General features: G+C 60.0%; 12 protein-coding genes. 4 read left to right on the top strand and 8 right to left on the bottom strand.

The genetic code is table 11. The features are described from left to right. The first annotated feature begins 55 nt into the window (after window positions 1-55). A complete protein-coding gene (locus AC07VO_RS10390) occupies window positions 56-1,582 on the top strand; it encodes a trypsin-like serine peptidase (RefSeq protein ID WP_086945089.1) in 1,527 nt (508 codons plus the stop codon). 60 nt (window positions 1,583-1,642) lie between these two features. Here AC07VO_RS10390 and AC07VO_RS10395 read toward each other — a convergent pair whose 3' ends face one another. The 3 genes from AC07VO_RS10395 to AC07VO_RS10405 all read right to left on the bottom strand — a co-directional run bounded on the left by AC07VO_RS10395 (window position 1,643) and on the right by AC07VO_RS10405 (window position 5,635). After that, window positions 1,643-4,066, bottom strand: coding sequence for a TonB-dependent siderophore receptor (locus AC07VO_RS10395; protein WP_086945090.1), 2,424 nt, complete (start codon window positions 4,064-4,066; stop codon window positions 1,643-1,645). 97 nt (window positions 4,067-4,163) lie between these two features. Beyond that, window positions 4,164-5,138, bottom strand: coding sequence for a FecR family protein (locus tag AC07VO_RS10400; protein ID WP_086945091.1), 975 nt, complete (start codon window positions 5,136-5,138; stop codon window positions 4,164-4,166). Further along, window positions 5,135-5,635, bottom strand: a complete 501-nt coding sequence (locus AC07VO_RS10405; protein ID WP_064619006.1) for a sigma-70 family RNA polymerase sigma factor — start codon at window positions 5,633-5,635, stop codon at window positions 5,135-5,137. Before AC07VO_RS10405 ends, AC07VO_RS10400 begins: the two co-directional genes overlap by 4 nt. Before the next feature lie 171 nt (window positions 5,636-5,806). Here AC07VO_RS10405 and AC07VO_RS10410 point away from each other — a divergent pair, with 171 nt between their 5' ends. After that, window positions 5,807-6,934 (top strand): HlyD family secretion protein, encoded by a 1,128-nt coding sequence (locus AC07VO_RS10410; protein WP_086945092.1) that lies wholly within the window; start codon window positions 5,807-5,809, stop codon window positions 6,932-6,934. After that, window positions 6,931-8,523 carry a DHA2 family efflux MFS transporter permease subunit gene (locus AC07VO_RS10415; protein ID WP_064619011.1) on the top strand — a complete coding sequence of 531 codons (1,593 nt, stop codon included), beginning with the start codon at window positions 6,931-6,933 and terminating at the stop codon, window positions 8,521-8,523. Before AC07VO_RS10410 ends, AC07VO_RS10415 begins: the two co-directional genes overlap by 4 nt. A gap of 9 nt (window positions 8,524-8,532) precedes the next feature. Here AC07VO_RS10415 and AC07VO_RS10420 read toward each other — a convergent pair whose 3' ends face one another. The 3 genes from AC07VO_RS10420 to AC07VO_RS10430 form a co-directional block, all read right to left on the bottom strand. Further along, a complete protein-coding gene (locus AC07VO_RS10420; protein WP_018925362.1) occupies window positions 8,533-8,973 on the bottom strand; it encodes a carboxymuconolactone decarboxylase family protein in 441 nt (146 codons plus the stop codon). Window positions 8,974-9,138: 165 nt separating this feature from the next. Beyond that, window positions 9,139-10,587: a mechanosensitive ion channel family protein gene (locus tag AC07VO_RS10425; RefSeq protein ID WP_064619013.1), complete on the bottom strand. Its 1,449-nt coding sequence runs from the start codon at window positions 10,585-10,587 to the stop codon at window positions 9,139-9,141. A 136-nt stretch (window positions 10,588-10,723) separates the two neighbouring features. Then, the gene (locus AC07VO_RS10430; RefSeq protein ID WP_086945093.1) at window positions 10,724-11,590 is read right to left on the bottom strand and encodes a pirin family protein; all 867 of its coding nucleotides are present in this window, start codon (window positions 11,588-11,590) and stop codon (window positions 10,724-10,726) included. A gap of 243 nt (window positions 11,591-11,833) precedes the next feature. On the opposite strand from AC07VO_RS10430, the gene dkgB reads away from it, so the two are divergent. Continuing rightward, a complete protein-coding gene (gene dkgB, locus AC07VO_RS10435; protein ID WP_086945094.1) occupies window positions 11,834-12,637 on the top strand; it encodes a 2,5-didehydrogluconate reductase DkgB in 804 nt (267 codons plus the stop codon). Between the two features lie 3 nt (window positions 12,638-12,640). Here dkgB and AC07VO_RS10440 read toward each other — a convergent pair whose 3' ends face one another. Further along, window positions 12,641-15,883: an ATP-binding protein gene (locus AC07VO_RS10440; protein ID WP_495007514.1), complete on the bottom strand. Its 3,243-nt coding sequence runs from the start codon at window positions 15,881-15,883 to the stop codon at window positions 12,641-12,643. Beyond that, on the bottom strand, window positions 15,884-16,504 hold the full coding sequence (locus AC07VO_RS10445; RefSeq protein ID WP_064619022.1) for a response regulator transcription factor: 621 nt from the start codon (window positions 16,502-16,504) through the stop codon (window positions 15,884-15,886). Between the last annotated feature and the right edge of the window lie 107 nt (window positions 16,505-16,611).

The following is a 16,611-nucleotide window of genomic DNA, read 5'->3' on the forward strand; positions in this document are numbered from 1 at the left end:
ACGTTTTGGCTGCGCATCGACCATGAGTTGAATATCCCAGGCGGGTGAGCTCCTCATGAACACGTTCAACCTCAAGGTTCTGCTGGTTTTGTTGCTGCTGATGGGCGCGAACGGTTGCAGCAAATCGCCGCTTGCCCAACATGACTGGGGCGAAGGTATTGAAAATTTCGCACCGGCACGTCTCTTGTCCAATGCCGACGGGCGATACAACCATTGGCAGTCCATCGCCAGGGTCAAGGTTGATGAAGGCCGGATCTGCAGCGGCAGCCTGATCGATACCCGTGGAGCAAACGATGATCGCAGCGGCCCAGCGTATGTGCTCACCTCAGGTCATTGTGCAAAAGGTAATGTCGGTCGATTTATCGTGAACGAGCCTGCGTCCGGACAGGCTACCTTCAATTTTTTCCGGGACACGACGCCACAACAAAAAAACTATCCCATCACCAGAATCGCCTGGAGCACCCTGCGTGGCCAGGACATTGCGCTGCTGGTACTCGATCGCACCCTCGGCCAAGTGATGAACGATGGCATCCAGCCCTTGAAAGTTGCGAGCCATGCCCTGACCGAAGGCACCGATACGCTGGTGGTTGGCGCCGCTGTCGATGATTTTATCCAGCGTTCGGCATGTCCGCAGGAACACCGCGCAGGAATTCTCGAAGCCGGGTGGATTTGGGTGGATCAAATCAGCAATCGATGCCTGGGGGTCATCAATGGAATCTCTGGCTCTCCACTTCTGAATCGCTACACCAACGAAATCGTCGCGGTGATTGGCACCACCACGCGCGACAGCGGGCGATCGCGATGCAGTATCAGCGCACCTTGCGAAGTCATCGAAGGCATGCCCAATAAAGCGCAAGACACCAATTACTCGACGCCCGCCAATGGCCTGGATACCTGTTTTAGAGGGGGGCGCTTCGTTGGGGACCGCGAGCCCTGTGTACTGGGGCCCGTGTCGGAATTCGGCTCGAAGTATGGCGATCACTTCCTCAAACAGCCCCGAGATGAACAAGGGAACTACCTGCCGTTGTTGTGGGAGCATCGTTTTTCGAGCAACCAACCCTTCTTTCGCTTCAAGTACACGCGCACTGCCGAAAATTGTGCGGATATCAGGGATTACAGTGAGGTGCGTACCACTGACTCAGGCGGCGAGAGCGAGTTACGCTATGAACTGCGCCAAGGACCAGGGCTGTATTTCTTGTGCGTGATGGGGCAAAACCATCAGGCGGGACCACCCGGAAAATGGGATGCGCGAAACGCCAGGATTTTTTGGCGGTGGGTATTGGCAGAACCCGCTCAAATGGCGCCAGTATTCAACATCACGAATAGAGGAGAGGGCGTCTATTCTGTAGCGCCTTCTCAGGTCACGCCCGATCTGGATGTAGCAGGGCATCAATACAAGATCGGTACATCGGCCACGATTGATTGCCAACAAGCTGAGGGATATAAGCAGGTCAGGCCGCCACTGCTGGATTTTGAAGTGGACACGAGCGACGGCGAGAAAAAAATCTGCCTCAAGACCGTGGACATGGCAGGCAATCCTTCGCCTGTCATCGACTTCCGACTGCCAGATGCCGCCCCGTAAGCCTGTGTCGACACCTATCAGAAGCTGATCGGCAACCCGGAATTGCCGACCAGTCACTCATCAGAATCCGACGCTGGCCTGCACAAAGAACGTGCGTGGCGCACCGACGTACATCCCCGAGTTGTTGTCGCTGGAACGGGTGAAATACTGCTTGTCGAAGATGTTTTTCACCCCGGCGCCGACTTTCAGGTTCGACAACTGCGAACCGAAGTCATAACCACCGCGCACGTTCCAGGTCACGTAACCCGGAATGTCACCGTACTGCCCGTCTGCGGAACCTTCGGTGATGTAGTTGCCGCTGAAGCTGCCATCGGCATTCACTCCGGTCCCCGGTGAACGCTGCCTGGACTGGGCAAAGGCATCGAGGTTGTAGGTCCAGCGGTTGATGTCGTAACGCAGCCCGGCGGTGGCCACCTGACGCGAGTAGAACGGCAGATCACGGCCCTTGAAGCCCGGGATCTCGCCTTCATACGTGGCGCGGGTGTAGGTGAAACCGGCGTTGGCGGTCAGGCCATCGAGCATCGGGTTGAGCGCCGACAGGTCGTAATGCACCGACGCTTCAAGGCCCTGGTGCTTGGTCGCGCCGAGGTTGGTCCAACCCACGTCGTTGCTGATGTATTGCAGTTCGTCATCGAAGTCGATGTAGAACAGCGTCACTTCCCCGCCCCACACGTCATCGTTGTAGCGCGTACCGAGCTCGTAGGTCTTGGCTTTTTCCGGGCTCAAGCCATTGGCGGTGTTGTCACCCGAACCACCCTGGCCGAGCTGGAAATATTGCAGGCTGCCGAACGAGGTTTCGTAGTTGGCGAACAGCTTCCAGGCCTCGGACAGGTGATACATCACGCTCAGGGCCGGCAGCGGCTCGTTGCTGTCGATGCTGCGGCGTTTTTCCTGCACCGGTTTGCCGGCGGTGTCGAGCACCGGCCTGTCGTGCCATTCGGTGCTGATGCTTTCAAAACGGATGCCGGGGGTCACGGTCCAGTTGCCGACGTCGATCTTGTCATCGATGTAAACGGCGTGGGCCTCGGTGCCACCGGTGCGGTCCTGGAACACATGGCCATCGGACGTTTTGCTGACCACCGGCTGATTGTTCACCAGCGCCAGACGGCTCGACTCTTCGTGCATGCCTTCTTTCAGGTAGCGATAACCGACGCTGGCTTCCTGCGTGGTCGGGCCCAGGTCGAACACATGGGACACCCGCGGTTCGATGCCGAAGGTGTAGTACGTGCGCGGGTAGGAGTTGAGGGTTTTCTGGTCACGCGCGGCGATGGTGCTGCCACGGAAGCTGTCGGAATAGTAGGTCAGCACTTCGGCTTGGGTCCGGTCGTCGATCTGCCGCGCCCATTTGAACGACACGTCCTTGCGGCGGCCGCTGAAATTGTCGTGGTCGCGGTCGGACTGGAACGGATCGGCGTCGTACTGCTTCTGCGTCAGGCCACCGGGCATGTCGGCGCTGGCGTCGTAGTAATGGAAATTGAGGCTGAAATCGTCCTGATCGGTGGGCGCCCAGTGAGTCTTGAGGATCACGTCGTCGATGTCATTGCCGTTGTTGCTTTTGCGATAACCGTTGCCGTTCACCCCGGAATACAACAGCGCCACGCCCATGCCGTTTTCGGCGGTGCCGCCGAGAAACGCGGTGTCGATGTGTTTCCAGCCACCGCGCTGGGTGGTTTCCATGGTGGTGCCGATTTCACCGGTGGCTTTCTCCGGGATCGCGCGGGTGACGAAGTTGATCACGCCACCGACGTTCTGCGGCCCGTAACGCACGGAACCGGCGCCGCGCACCACGTCGATGCTGTCGAGGTTGCCGGAGGAAATCGGCGCCATCGACAGCTGTGGCTGGCCGTAAGGGGCGAAGGCAGCCGGCACACCGTCGATCAGTACGGTGGAGCGTGGCGACAGGCGCGAAGTCAGGCCGCGCACACCGACGTTCAGGGAGATGTCGCTGCCGCCAGTGCCGTTGGCGTCCTGCACTTGCACGCCGGGAACACGCCGCAATACGTCGCCGACATTCATGGCGCCCTGCTCGACCATCGCTTCACGGCGAATAACCGTGCGCGCGCCGGGATGGTTTTGCACCACGGCGGCATCGGCGTCACCGAGCCAGTCACCCACCACCTTGATGTCGGTCACGCCCAGTTCCAGCGGGCCATTTGAGGCGGAAGTCGGTGCCGGCATCAGCGTGACCGAACCCTCATCGATCTGGTATTGCAGACCGCTGCCTTGCAGCAATTGGCGCAAGGCCTGTTCCGGCGAGAGGTTGCCATCGACTGCCGGTGCCTGTTTGCCAGCCACCAGTTCCGGGCTGAAAAAAACCTGCAACGAGGTTTGCTGGCCCAGCTGACTCAAGGCCTGGCCCAGTGGCTGAGCCTGAATATGAATGGCGTCGGCGGCGAATGCCTGAGGCAGCGCCGAGCTGACCGACAGGGCGAGCGCGAGGGGCAGCCAGGATGATTTGTTATTTTTAGCGGTGGTTTTCTTCACGTCAAACGTTGTCCTGTGGATCGCAAGAGTGCGTGTCTGTTAATGCAAACCAGTTGCAGTTGGACAAGAAGACGAAGAACTCGAAAAAAACCTGAATCTATCGGGAGATTATTTCCTGGCTGCCGTCATCGAGGGTGCGGATGGCCACCGGCAGAATGCTCGGCAAGGCCTTGAGCAGCGCATCGGTGTTGTCGGATTTGAACACGCTGGTCAGGCGCAGGTTGCCCACGTTGGCGCTGCCGACTGTCAGCGGTTTCTCCCGATAACGCGACACTTCTTCGGCCACTTCGCTGAGGCTGGCGTTGTTGAACACCAGTTTGCCGCTGCGCCATGCGGTCAGTTCCGCAGGGTTGACCATATAGGCGGTGGCCACCTTGCCCTGGGCATTGATGCGAGTGCCGAAGCCGGCGGTGAGGCTGACGAAATCATCGCCACCCCCTTGAACCCTGACCGTGCCCTGCTCCACCGCGACCCGGGTTTCGGCGCTGTCGCGGCGCACATCGAACCGGGTGCCGGTGACCGTGACCCTGCCGCTGCCCGCCTCGACCACGAACGGTCGACTGCTGTCGTGCTCGACGCTGAACATCGCCTCGCCTTGCGTCAACTCGATGCCGCGACGGTCCTTTTCATAGCGCACCTGCACCCGGCTGCGGCTGTTCAGATCAATCACCGAACCGTCCGGCAACGCCACATGACGACGCTCGCCAAGGGCCGTGGAATATTCAGCCGTGTAGGTCGCCGGAGGGTTCAAGCCGCTGAACAGCCCCAGGCCGAGCGCCACCGCCAACACGCTGGCGGCCACCGCGTAACGCACCAGCGGACGACGTTTACTGCGCACCGCCGGGGTTTCACACAAGGCGTGCAGACGCTTGGCCGGCAATCGATCGGCCGCCACCCACAGGTTCTGGAGTATCTGATATTCGTTGCGATGCTGAGGGTGTTCGTCCAGCCAGCTCTCGAAGCGGCGCTGCTCTTCGGCGCTGGCGGCAGGTTCCTGCAAACGCACAAACCACCGCGCCGCGTCGTCGCGAACCGTTGTTTGCCCGCACGCACAATCACGAGTATCCATCATGGCTGTGCCCCGTCCAGACGATCACGCAGATGCCGCAGGGTGCGGATCATATACTTTTCCACCATGTTCCTGGACAGCCCCAGGCGCTCGGCGATTTCGGCCTGGGTCAGGCCTTCGATCTTCTGCCAGACGAACACCTTGCGGCAGTTGAGCGGCAACTCGGTGAGCGCCCGCTCGATGGAATCCGCCAACTGGATCGCGTGCATGAAATGCTCCGGGTCGCCGGACGACGACACACTGTGATCGATCGCCTCCGACTCCATGGCGCCCCGCCGATCCTCACGCCGATAACCGTCCACCGCGATGTTGCGCGCGGTCTGGTGCAAATACGCCCGAGGTTGCTGCACCGCCGCCGAATCGGACTCGAGCACCCGCACGAAGGTGTCATGGGCCAGGTCCTCGGCCTGCTGACGATTTCTCAGACGACGGGTCCAGGTGCCGATCAACTCTTCATAATGCTCGAAAAAGCCAGGTCTGCGGGGCAGCTTGGGGGTCATTGCGGCGTGCTGTAGGGATGAAGTGCAAATAGTAATGCTTCCTATTAACCGGAAGCAATGGATTCCACTTGGGAGCACCAGACGACCGGTAGCCAAAACCCGTTGCCACAAAATATTACCTACGTCATATTATACCCATAATAACGCCTCGTTTCCCACAGGTATTTCTCCATGACCAGCATGCCCAGCCTTGAACCCGACCTTGCCGTCGCAGCGACCCCACCCAAGCCTCCCCTGCTGAAACGGCTGGTGCTGCTGACGGCAGCCATCGCAGCCCTGGTGTTCATCGGGCTGTACGCGAACCATTGGTGGACTGCCGGGCGCTTCATCGAAGAAACCGACGATGCCTACATTGGTGGCGACGTCACGGTGATCGGCCCGAAAGTCGCCGGCTATATCGAAGAAGTGCTGGTGACCGACAACCAGAGGGTCAAGGCCGGCGATGTGCTGATCCGGATCGACGCCCGTGACTATCGCGCCAACCTGGCCAAGGCTGAAGGCGCGGTGGCCGCTGAAGAAGCATTGCTCGCCAACCTCGACGCCACCGAACAACTGCAACACGCGGTGATCGGCCAGGCCCGCGCCGGCATCGATGCCGCGGGCGCCGAAACCGCGCGCTCGCGGGACGACAATGCCCGCTACAAACGCCTGGTGGGCAGCAATGCCGTCTCGGTGGAAAGCGCGCAACGTGCCGACGCCACCTTCAAGACGGCCCAGGCGCAAAGTGCCCGGGCCCAGGCCGAACTGCTGGCCGCGCAACGCCAGTTGAACGTGATCGAAACCCAGAAACAACAAGCCCGTGCCGCATTGGTACAGGCGCGGGCCGAGCGTGATCTGGCGCAGTTGAACGTCGGCTACACCGAGTTGAAAGCCCCCGTCGACGGCGTGATCGGCAATCGTCGGGCGCGGGTCGGCGCTTACGCCCAGGCCGGTTCGCAACTGTTGTCGTTGGTGCCGGCCAGCGGATTGTGGGTCGATGCCAATTTCAAGGAGGATCAGCTAGCGCGGATGACGCCGGGCCAACGTGTGATCGTACATGCCGACGTGCTCAAGGGGCGAGAGTTCCACGGGCATCTGGACAGCCTGGCGCCGGCCAGCGGGTCGCAGTTCAGCGTGCTGCCACCGGAAAACGCCACCGGTAACTTCACCAAAATCGTCCAGCGGGTGCCGGTGCGGATCCTGCTCGACCCGGCGGATGGCGTACTCGGTCATCTGCGTCCAGGCCTGTCGGTGACGGCCGAAGTGGACACCCGCGCCGAGCCTGAAGCGCAAACCCCAACCGTGGCCAGCGCGCCATGAGCCGCGCCCTCGTCGCCCCTGCGCAACCGTTCAACGCCGCCAACATGGCGACGGCGACCAAGGTGTTCGCCTTCGCCACGATGTGCATCGGCATGTTCATTGCGCTGCTGGATATCCAGATCGTCTCGGCGTCGCTGCGTGACATCGGCGGCGGGCTCTCGGCGGGCACCGACGAAACCGCCTGGGTGCAGACCAGTTACCTGATCGCCGAAATCATCGTGATTCCGCTGTCGGGCTGGTTGTCCCGGGTGTTCTCGACCCGTTGGCTGTTCTGCGCCTCGGCGATTGGCTTCACCCTGGCCAGCCTGCTCTGCGGTGTGGCCTGGAACATCCAGAGCATGATCGCCTTCCGCGCCCTGCAAGGGTTTCTCGGTGGCTCGATGATTCCGCTGGTGTTCACCACCGCCTTCTTTTTCTTCACCGGCAAGCAACGGGTGATCGCCGCCGCAACCATCGGCGCAGTGGCCTCGCTGGCGCCGACGCTGGGGCCGGTCATCGGTGGCTGGATCACTGACATTTCGTCCTGGCACTGGCTGTTCTACATCAACCTGGTGCCGGGGATTTTCGTCGCGGTGGCAGTGCCGATGCTGGTGAAAATCGACCAGCCGGAATTGTCGCTGCTCAAAGGCGCCGACTACCTGAGCATGCTGTTCATGGCGGTGTTTCTCGGTTGCCTGGAATACACCCTCGAAGAAGGCCCGCGCTGGAACTGGTTCAGCGACAGCACGATTCTGACCACTGCGTGGATCAGCGGCCTGGCCGGATTGGCCTTCATCGGTCGAACCTTGTACGTGGCCAACCCGATCGTCGATCTGCGCGCCTTGAAAGACCGCAACTTCGCCCTCGGTTGTTTCTTTTCGTTCGTCACCGGGATCGGCTTGTTCGCGACGATTTACCTGACGCCGCTGTTTCTCGGCCGGGTACGCGGCTACAGCGCGCTGGACATTGGCCTGGCAGTGTTTTCCACCGGGGTGTTCCAGATTATGGCGATTCCGCTGTACGCCTTTCTGGCCAATCGCATCGACCTGCGCTGGATCATGATGACCGGCCTTGGGCTGTTCGCCCTGTCGATGTGGGACTTCAGCCCGATCACCCACGACTGGGGCGCCAGGGAATTGATACTGCCGCAAGCCTTGCGCGGGATCGCGCAACAACTGGCGGTGCCGCCGGCGGTGACCCTGACCCTTGGCGGGTTGGCACCGTCGCGGCTCAAACATGCTTCGGGGTTATTTAACCTGATGCGTAACCTTGGCGGCGCGATGGGGATCGCCGCGTGCGCGACCATCCTCAATGACCGCACCAACCTGCACTTCACCCGGTTGGCGGAGAACCTCAACAGCACCAACGAAGCACTCAATCAGTGGCTGTCCCAGGTCGGCCATAACTTCGCCGCCCTCGGCCAGAGTGGTGACATCGGCGTCACCGCCAGCCTGCGTCAGCTGTGGCTGCTGACGTATCGCGAAGCGCAGACGCAAACCTACGGCGACGCGTTCCTGATGATCATGGTCTGCTTCATTCTCGCCACGGCGATGGTGCCCCTGATGCGCAAGGTACAACCACCAGCCGCGCCGAGTGCCGATGCTCATTGAGTCTGATTGTTACTCCTGAGGCATCTTGCGGAAACCCACAGCCAGGCGGTTCCAGCTGTTGATGGTGGAAATCGCCACCGTCAGGTCGACCATTTCCTTGGGGCTGAACTCGGCGCTGAGCAGCGCATAGTCTTCGTCCGGCGCGTGGGTCAGGCTCACTTGGGTCATGGACTCGGTCCAGGCCAGTGCGGCGCGCTCGCGATTGGTGAAAAACGGTGCCTCGCGCCAGGCGGTCACGGCGAACAGCCGGCGTGGCGTTTCCCCGTCCTTCATGGCATCGGCAGTGTGCATGTCGATGCAGAAGGCGCAGCCGTTGATCTGCGAGGCGCGCAGCTTGACCAGTTCGATCAGCGACTTTTCCAGGGGCAGTTTCGAGACAGCGGTTTCCAGGGCCATCATGGCTTTGAAGGCGTCTGGGGAGGCAGTGTAGAAATCGATACGGGTTTGCATGGCGAGCTCCAATCACAATGGGTGTTGGCGCTACGTTAATGCGGACCTGAGGTTGAACAAATAGCCAATTATTGGGAAGTTGAGGATGCCAATAGACCAGAAGAATTTCAGTGACAGTGCCGACGCCGACGCCTGCTCGCGAAGGCGCCGGAACAGGCAACCAACCTATTGGTGACTACGATTGCGCAACCACTGCAAAAACCCTTTTTTCTCCACCACCTTGGGTGTTTCCTGACTCAGCGCCTGAGCCTTGTTCAAGCGGAAATCCAGCAACGTCTTCATCGCTTCACCGATGTCATGCCGCGCATCCAGGCACGGTTGGAGGTATTCCCTTTCAATCCGGTACAAGCTGCAGGTCGTCTTGGCTTTAAAGTCCGCCGGCATCGCCATATCGGACAAAATCCCGCCCTCGCCGATCACCTCTCCCGGCCCCATGCGCCCGCTTTCGATCTTGACCCCGCCGCGGCTCAGCTCCACCGACACGACGCCGGATTCAATGATGAACAGATGATCGCTGACCTCCCCCGCTGGCAGGATCATTTCTCCGGCGCGGAAGGTTTGCAGCTTCATGTTCTGGCTGAAGGTTTCTTTCTCTTCCTGACGCAGGGTCGAGAAGATGTTCGAGCTGTCCAACAACGCCCGTTGCCGTGACAAGGCCGCAGGAGCGTTGGGCTCGACGTTCGACAACAGGATGACGCCGGATGCCTGCAAGTGCCGGAACGCCAGGTCGAACAGCAGATTGCGCACCATGCGTTTCTGATCCATGGAGACCACGAAGCCGCTGATTTCATACTCCACGCCGGTGCTGCCGGAGCTTTTCAACGCCACGCACGGTGCCGGTTTGTCCAACAGAAAGCGGCACCCCTGCATGGCCCGCTCCAGGGCATCGATCACCGTTTGCGGACGCGCGTGGGGGCTCACTTGCAAACTGATCGAGACGCCGAAAATATCACTGGGCCGGCTGAAATTGATGATCTTGGCCTTGGCCGCCAGGGAGTTGGGGATCACCGCCATGCTGCCTTGGGAGGTTTGCAGGCGTGTAGCGCGCCAATCGATGTCGGTGACCCGACCTTCGGTGCCATCGATGGAGATCCAGTCACCCAGTTGATAGGGTTTGGTGGTGTTCAGGACGATCCCGGAAAACACGTCGCTGAGGGTACTTTGCAAGGCCAGGCCGACGACGATCGCCAACGCGCCGGATGTCGCCAGCACGCCCTTGACCGGCAATTCGAGCACGTACGCCAGGGCAGCAATGACCGCGATCAGGAAAATCACCGCGCCGAGCAGGTCCTGCAACAAGCGCCCGGTGTGCCCGACCCGTTGCATCATCACCGCGCCGAGCAATACTGTCAGGGTGCGCGCTGCGTATAGCCACCAGCCAATCTGCAAACCGGTTGCCGCCAGGTGCAACGGCACATTGTCGGCCCAGGGCGCCGGCGCCATGGGGTTCAAGCCTTCGTTGAACAGCAGCACGCTGAACAACGCGAAAATCACCACCCGCGCGGCCAGTTTCCAGTTGCTGCTACTGGCCGTGATCAAACGCCACAACACCAGATCTATCAGGATCAGGATCAGCGCGCTAAGCAACGGGTGATTGGTGAGCAGTGACAGCATCAAGCGACTCCAACAATGGCCAATGGCGTGAAGATCTCACAGATTGTAGGAGCTGGCGAAGCCTGCGATCTGCAAAACACCACAAAACCAATGTGGGAGATACCAGGTTGCAGAGCAACCCACTACTGCGTCGTATTCAACCGCTCATCCGGCCGAACCGGCCCGACTGGAAGTCGCTGAAGGCCTGATGAATTTCCTGCTCGGTGTTCATTACAAACGGGCCGTGGCCGACGATGGGCTCGTCGATCGGCTCGCCGCTGAGCAGCAGCACGACTGCATCGTTGTCGGCTTCGAGGCTGAGCTGATCACCGTTGCGTTCGAACAACGCCAACTGCCCGTCACGCACCAGTTCCTGACCATTGACCTGAACCGTACCGCGCAGCACCACCAGTGCGGTGTTGCGTCCTTCATGCAGATCCAGGGTCAGCAACTTGCCGGCGTTCAAGCGCACATCCCACACGTCGATCGGCGTGAAGGTGCGCGCCGGGCCTTTGTGGCCGTCGAACTCACCGGCGATCAAGCGCAGGCTGCCGGCATTGTCTTTCAGCGGGATACGCGCAATGTCGCCGTCGAGAATCGTCTGGTAACCGGGCTCGGCCATCTTGTCCCTGGCCGGCAAGTTGACCCACAGCTGCACCATTTCCAGGGTGCCGCCGGTTTTGGCGAAACCTTCGGAGTGAAACTCCTCATGAATGATCCCCGAGGCTGCGGTCATCCATTGCACATCGCCGGGGCCGATCTTGCCGCCGCTGCCGGTGGAGTCACGGTGTTCCAGCTCGCCCTTGTAGACGATCGTCACGGTTTCGAACCCGCGGTGCGGATGCTGACCCACGCCACGACGCTCGGTGGTCGGAGTGAATTCGGCGGGACCTGCGTGATCCAGCAGCAGGAACGGGCTGATGTGTTTGCCCAGGTTGTCGTAGGAAAACAGCGTGCGAACCGGAAAACCGTCGCCGACCCAATGAGGTCGTGGACTGGTGTAGATACCGATGATGTTTTTCATCTTGGCCTCTGAATCTGTTGTGTGACGCGATGGATAAAGCTTAAAACCATGACCTTTGGCGCACTAGACTGCAAAAATCAGCCTCATCGTTCTATCTGGAGAACGATGGAGGAAGATTTTTTGATCTTCCAACAACCCATTCATGACTTGCGGTAAACAGTGCTTTGCCAAACCAGCGGTTTTTCTCAAGGGTGCAGCCGGGGATACTCCCGCCCATTCCCACTGCAACCCCTGGAGTCTTTGATGTCTATTCCCGCATTCGGCCTTGGTACGTTTCGCCTGCAAGGCCAAGTGGTCATCGATTCGGTAAGCACCGGTCTTGAGCTGGGTTACCGGGTCATCGACACCGCGCAAATCTACGAAAACGAAGCCGAGGTCGGCCAGGCCATCGCCGCCAGCGGCATTGCCCGTGAAGAGTTGTTCATCACCAGCAAAATCTGGGTCGCCAACTTTGCCAAAGACCGGTTGATCGACAGCCTCAAAGAGAGCCTGGATAAGCTGCAAACCGACTATCTGGACCTGACCCTGATCCACTGGCCGTCACCGGAAGATCAGGTGCCGGTCGAAGAGTTCATGGGGGCGCTGCTCGAGGCCAAACGACTGGGCCTGACCCGTCGGATCGGCGTGTCCAACTTCACGGTCGACCTGATGAAGCAAGCCATCGCTGCGGTCGGCGCCGAGAACATCGCCACCAACCAGATCGAACTGCACCCGTACCTGCAAAACCGCAAGGTCGTCGAGTTCGCGCAAAGCCAGGGCATCCAGATCACCTCTTACATGACCCTGGCCTACGGCGAAGTGCTGAAAGATCCGCTCATCCAGCAGATCGCCGATCGCCTGCAGGCGACACCGGCCCAAGTCACCCTGGCCTGGGCCATGCAACTGGGGTACGCGGTGATCCCCTCTTCCACCAAACGCACCAACCTGCAAAGCAACCTGCGCGCCTGCGCCCTGACCCTGAGCGACGCCGACATGGCGCTGATCGCGGGCCTGGATCGCGGCCAGCGACTGACCAGCCCCAACGGCATTGCACCACAGTGGGATTGAGTTTCAGCCCTGACTTAAATCTTGGCTCAAGTGTTGATCCAGCGATGACATCGCGTGCTGCAATTGATCGACGGCTTCGTCGAGTAGCATCGTGTTCCCCTCATCGATGACACGCTCCAGTTGCTCGCAATGCTCGATCAGCCGCTGCGCCCGAACCATGCGCGCACCGCCCTTGATGCGGTGCGCCAGGTCGCGCAGCACACAGTGATTGCCATTGGCGTGCGCCTGGAGCAGATCATCCCGATCCACCCGGTTGGTCACCGTCAGTTCGCGCACCAGACGATCAATCAACGTGCGGTCCGCACCGACGTATTGCTCCAGGCCACTGAGGTCAATCTCCGGCGTCAAGGGCTCTGCGACAGGTTCTGGCGTCTGGTTCAAAAACCTGGAGGCCAACCAAGTGTTCAGATCCGCCAGCAGGATCGGTTTGAACAGGCAGTCGTCCATGCCCGCCTCCAGGCATCGGGCCTTCTCCTCGGGCTGCGCATTGGCGGTACAGCCCAGAATCAATGTAGGTGGCAATCCCTTGGCACACTCTTCATCGCGGATTGCACCCGCCAGTTCATAACCGCTGAGCCTGGGCATATTGCAATCGGTAACCACCAGATCGAACTCATGTTTGCGCCACAGCTTAAGCGCCCGTGCGCCCTCTTCGGCCTCCAGAACATGATGCCCAAGGTGGCTCAGTTGCCGTGAAAGCAACAGTCGATTAGGCGGGTGATCGTCAACCACCAGAATCGTCAGTGGCCGCGTTGGCGCCTGCAATCCGCTCTCCACGGCCTCAATGGAAGGCAACGACGGCAATGCGATCAGCTCAAGATTGATGTCGACCTGCGTGCCTTGTCCAAGGACGCTGTCGAGTTGCAACCGCCCGCCCATCATTTCGCACAGCGTGCGGCTGATCACCAACCCCAGGCCAGAGCCGCTTCGGGCTGACTGTCGGCCGTTATCGGCCTGGATGAACGGGCTGAACAACCGTTGTCGGTCGACGGTGCTGATGCCTATGCCGGTGTCTTCAATCTGCACGCTGACCGCCAGATGTCCTGACATGACGGCCGCCACTCGCAGCGTCAGGCTCACTTCACCCTCATGGGTGAACTTGATGGCGTTGCTCAGCAGATTGGACAGCACCTGTTTGAAGCGTGTGGGATCGATCAACACATCACAGTCACTGTGTTCGTCCAGATCGATTCGCCACGCCAGCGCTTTCTGCCGTGCCAAGCCTTCGAAAACCCGACACACCGACTCCACCAGCCCCCGCAGATTGGCGCGCTCAGGGGTCAGGGATAAATGCCCTGACTCGATACGCGCGATATCCAGAATGTCGCCGATCAGCGCCAGCAATTGTTGTGCGGCACTGGACGCCACCTCAATGGCGCTACGGTCGGTGACGCCCTCGTCCGCACGCTTCAAGGCCAGTTCGAGCATGCCGATCAGGGCGTACAACGGTGTGCGTAGCTCGTGACTCATGGTCGCCAGAAAAGTGGTTTTGGCGCCATTGGCATCCTCCGCCTCAGCCTTGGCGTCCTGCAATTGCCGCAACCATTGCTGGCGCTGGCGGATCTGCCGACGCTGCCAGGCGATCCAGCCCAAGGCGAGCAACAGCAAGGCTCCCGCCACGGCAAACGCTTGAACAATGCCTTGGCGATGACGCAACCAATAGCTGTCATCCACCACCACGTCATTGCTCCAGCGGGCCACCAGATCGTCCATCTCCTGGGGCGAGATGCTCAGCAATGCCTTGTTCAGAATCGAGTGCAGCTCCAGCGCATCACTTCCGGTCGCCAGAGCGATGCGTGCCGGTTCATCGCCCACGGTACTGCTGATGCGCAGACGCCCGCTGTAATACCGGGCAATCAGGTAGCGGGTCATGAACAACGAACTGAGCGCGGCATCGGCTTCCCCCTTCATGACCATTTCCAGGCCTTGGGCCGGGCTTTGCACATCCAGCATCCGCACCTGCGGTGCCCTGGCAAGAATGAATGCGCGCATGGGATGACTGTGATAAATCGCCAGGCGTTTGCCGGCCAGATCGTCCAGCGTTCTCGGGCTGCCGGGGGTGACTGCACTGACCAGCGTGTATGGATTGGTGACGTAAGGGCTGGTAAAACGCAGCCCGGCCACACCTTCAGTCGTGGGGATGAGCGCCGGCAATATGTCGATCTCGCCAGCCTTGAGTCGCTGGATCTGCTCGTCCAGGGATTGGCCCCGCTGCACGTCAAAGTTCAAACCGCTACGCTGGCTGATCAGCGTCAACAATTGCGCGGTCAACCCGCTGAATCGCCTTTCGGCGTCATAGAAAGTCAAAGGCGCAAAGTCCCCGACCACTCCGACCCTCACCGTCGGATGCTGATCCCGCCAGTGCTGTTCACTGGCGCTCAGACTCACCCGCTGCAGACCCAGTCGATTGGCGCGGCCGGCACTCCATCGTTGCTCGATGGCAGAGCGTTGCTCCATCGGGATCGCCGCCGGTGCCTGGTCGACGATGTTTTTCAGGCGCGTATTGTCCCGCACCAATGCGAAACCGAACGGGTTGGCGTCAAGGCCGGATGGCCCCATCAACTGAACGTTATTGTGGTAGTTGTTGTTGATCAGGTAATTGGCACTGATAAGGTCCCCGAGATACACATCAGCCTGCCTGTATGCCACGGCTCCGAGTGCATCGAGCGCCGATGGGTAACGTTGCAGATCAGCCTTGGGATAGAAGGCTTTGACGGTCTGCTCCGGCAGATAGTCGGCGACCATGGCAATGCGTTTACCCGCCAGATCCTCGGGCATGCGCTCGTCCAGTCTGGTGACCAGCATCGGCTGATCTTCGGCATAGGCGCTGGTTCGATTCAGTTCGGGATCGGCGGCCTCGAAGCTGTTGGAGGTTCCCAGCAGATCCAGGTCTTTGCGTTTGAGTGCCTCCATCGCCGACTCGCGTGTGCCGTAGCGCAGCACCTCGACGTTGACGTGCAGCAGTTGCGCAAGCAGCTCGACGTAATCGGCGGTAATGCCCTCCAGCTCATCGTGATTGCGCGTCAATTCGAAGGGCGGGTAGTCCGGCCCCGTTACTCCGACGCGCAACACCCGTTTGCTGACCAGCCAATTGCGGTCATCCATGCCCAGCTGGACGGCATAGCCATCCACCGTGGAGCGCCCCAGCAGGCGCAATGACTTAGGCTCGTCGGCTACCGCGACCAGGGCCTGCGATGCAAGACATAGGATCAACACCCACAGGAAGATGCGCACGGTCGGGTTCATTCAGATCAGATGATTGCGCTTGGCGAAATCGCGCAGGTGTACCGCAGCGTTCACGCCCAGTTTTTCGATCAAGCGGGTCTTGTAGGTGCTGACGGTTTTGTGACTCAGGTGCGTAAGCTCGGCGATGGCCTTGTTACTCATACCCTGGGCCAAATACCGCAGGATTGTCAGTTCGCGGTTGGAAAGTTTATCGATCATCTCTTTTTCGCTGCGTTGCCGGGGGTCCTGCGATCCCGCAGGCAACCGCGCGAAAAAGGTGTAACCGGCCATGACGGCGTGCACGGCTTTTTGCAATTGTTGCAAGGAGCGGGTCTTGGCGACATAAGCCATGGCCCGGGCGCGCATGCAACGCTCTTGAAAAAAAAGCGGATCCAGGGAAGTGAAAACCAGTACCAGACATAGCCAACCATTGGCCCTGATCCGGTCCAGCAGCTCCAGCCCATCGCCACCGGGCATAACCAGATCCAGTATCACCAGATCGACTGCATGCTCACGAAGTATCGATAAGGCCTCGCCAACACTGGACGCCTCAAAAATGAGTTTGAAGCCTTCCCGCTCGAGTACAAGTGTGACTGCGGCACGTACCACCGGATGATCGTCCACAATCAGCGCTTTCTTCATGGCAATTCCTTTGCAAAAACTCAACGATTGCCCGCCGGTAACCACCGGGATAGACGCAGCGGCTGCGCAATGACTTTTGCACGGAAAGCAGGAGAAATGTACCTATC

It is taken from the genome of Pseudomonas sp. GW821-FHT03E01 (genome assembly GCF_059420765.1).

Excerpts from the sequence above, each read along its gene's own strand:
- AC07VO_RS10440 (WP_495007514.1), bottom strand. The coding sequence starts at position 15,883 with ATGAACCCGACCGTGCGCATCTTCCTGTGGGTGTTGATCCTATGTCTT.
- AC07VO_RS10390 (WP_086945089.1), top strand. The coding sequence starts at position 56 with ATGAACACGTTCAACCTCAAGGTTCTGCTGGTTTTGTTGCTGCTGATG.
- AC07VO_RS10400 (WP_086945091.1), bottom strand. The coding sequence starts at position 5,138 with ATGATGGATACTCGTGATTGTGCGTGCGGGCAAACAACGGTTCGCGAC.
- AC07VO_RS10445 (WP_064619022.1), bottom strand. The coding sequence starts at position 16,504 with ATGAAGAAAGCGCTGATTGTGGACGATCATCCGGTGGTACGTGCCGCA.
- dkgB (WP_086945094.1), top strand. The coding sequence starts at position 11,834 with ATGTCTATTCCCGCATTCGGCCTTGGTACGTTTCGCCTGCAAGGCCAA.
- AC07VO_RS10405 (WP_064619006.1), bottom strand. The coding sequence starts at position 5,635 with ATGACCCCCAAGCTGCCCCGCAGACCTGGCTTTTTCGAGCATTATGAA.
- AC07VO_RS10410 (WP_086945092.1), top strand. The coding sequence starts at position 5,807 with ATGACCAGCATGCCCAGCCTTGAACCCGACCTTGCCGTCGCAGCGACC.
- AC07VO_RS10425 (WP_064619013.1), bottom strand. The coding sequence starts at position 10,587 with ATGCTGTCACTGCTCACCAATCACCCGTTGCTTAGCGCGCTGATCCTG.
- AC07VO_RS10430 (WP_086945093.1), bottom strand. The coding sequence starts at position 11,590 with ATGAAAAACATCATCGGTATCTACACCAGTCCACGACCTCATTGGGTC.
- AC07VO_RS10420 (WP_018925362.1), bottom strand. The coding sequence starts at position 8,973 with ATGCAAACCCGTATCGATTTCTACACTGCCTCCCCAGACGCCTTCAAA.
- AC07VO_RS10415 (WP_064619011.1), top strand. The coding sequence starts at position 6,931 with ATGAGCCGCGCCCTCGTCGCCCCTGCGCAACCGTTCAACGCCGCCAAC.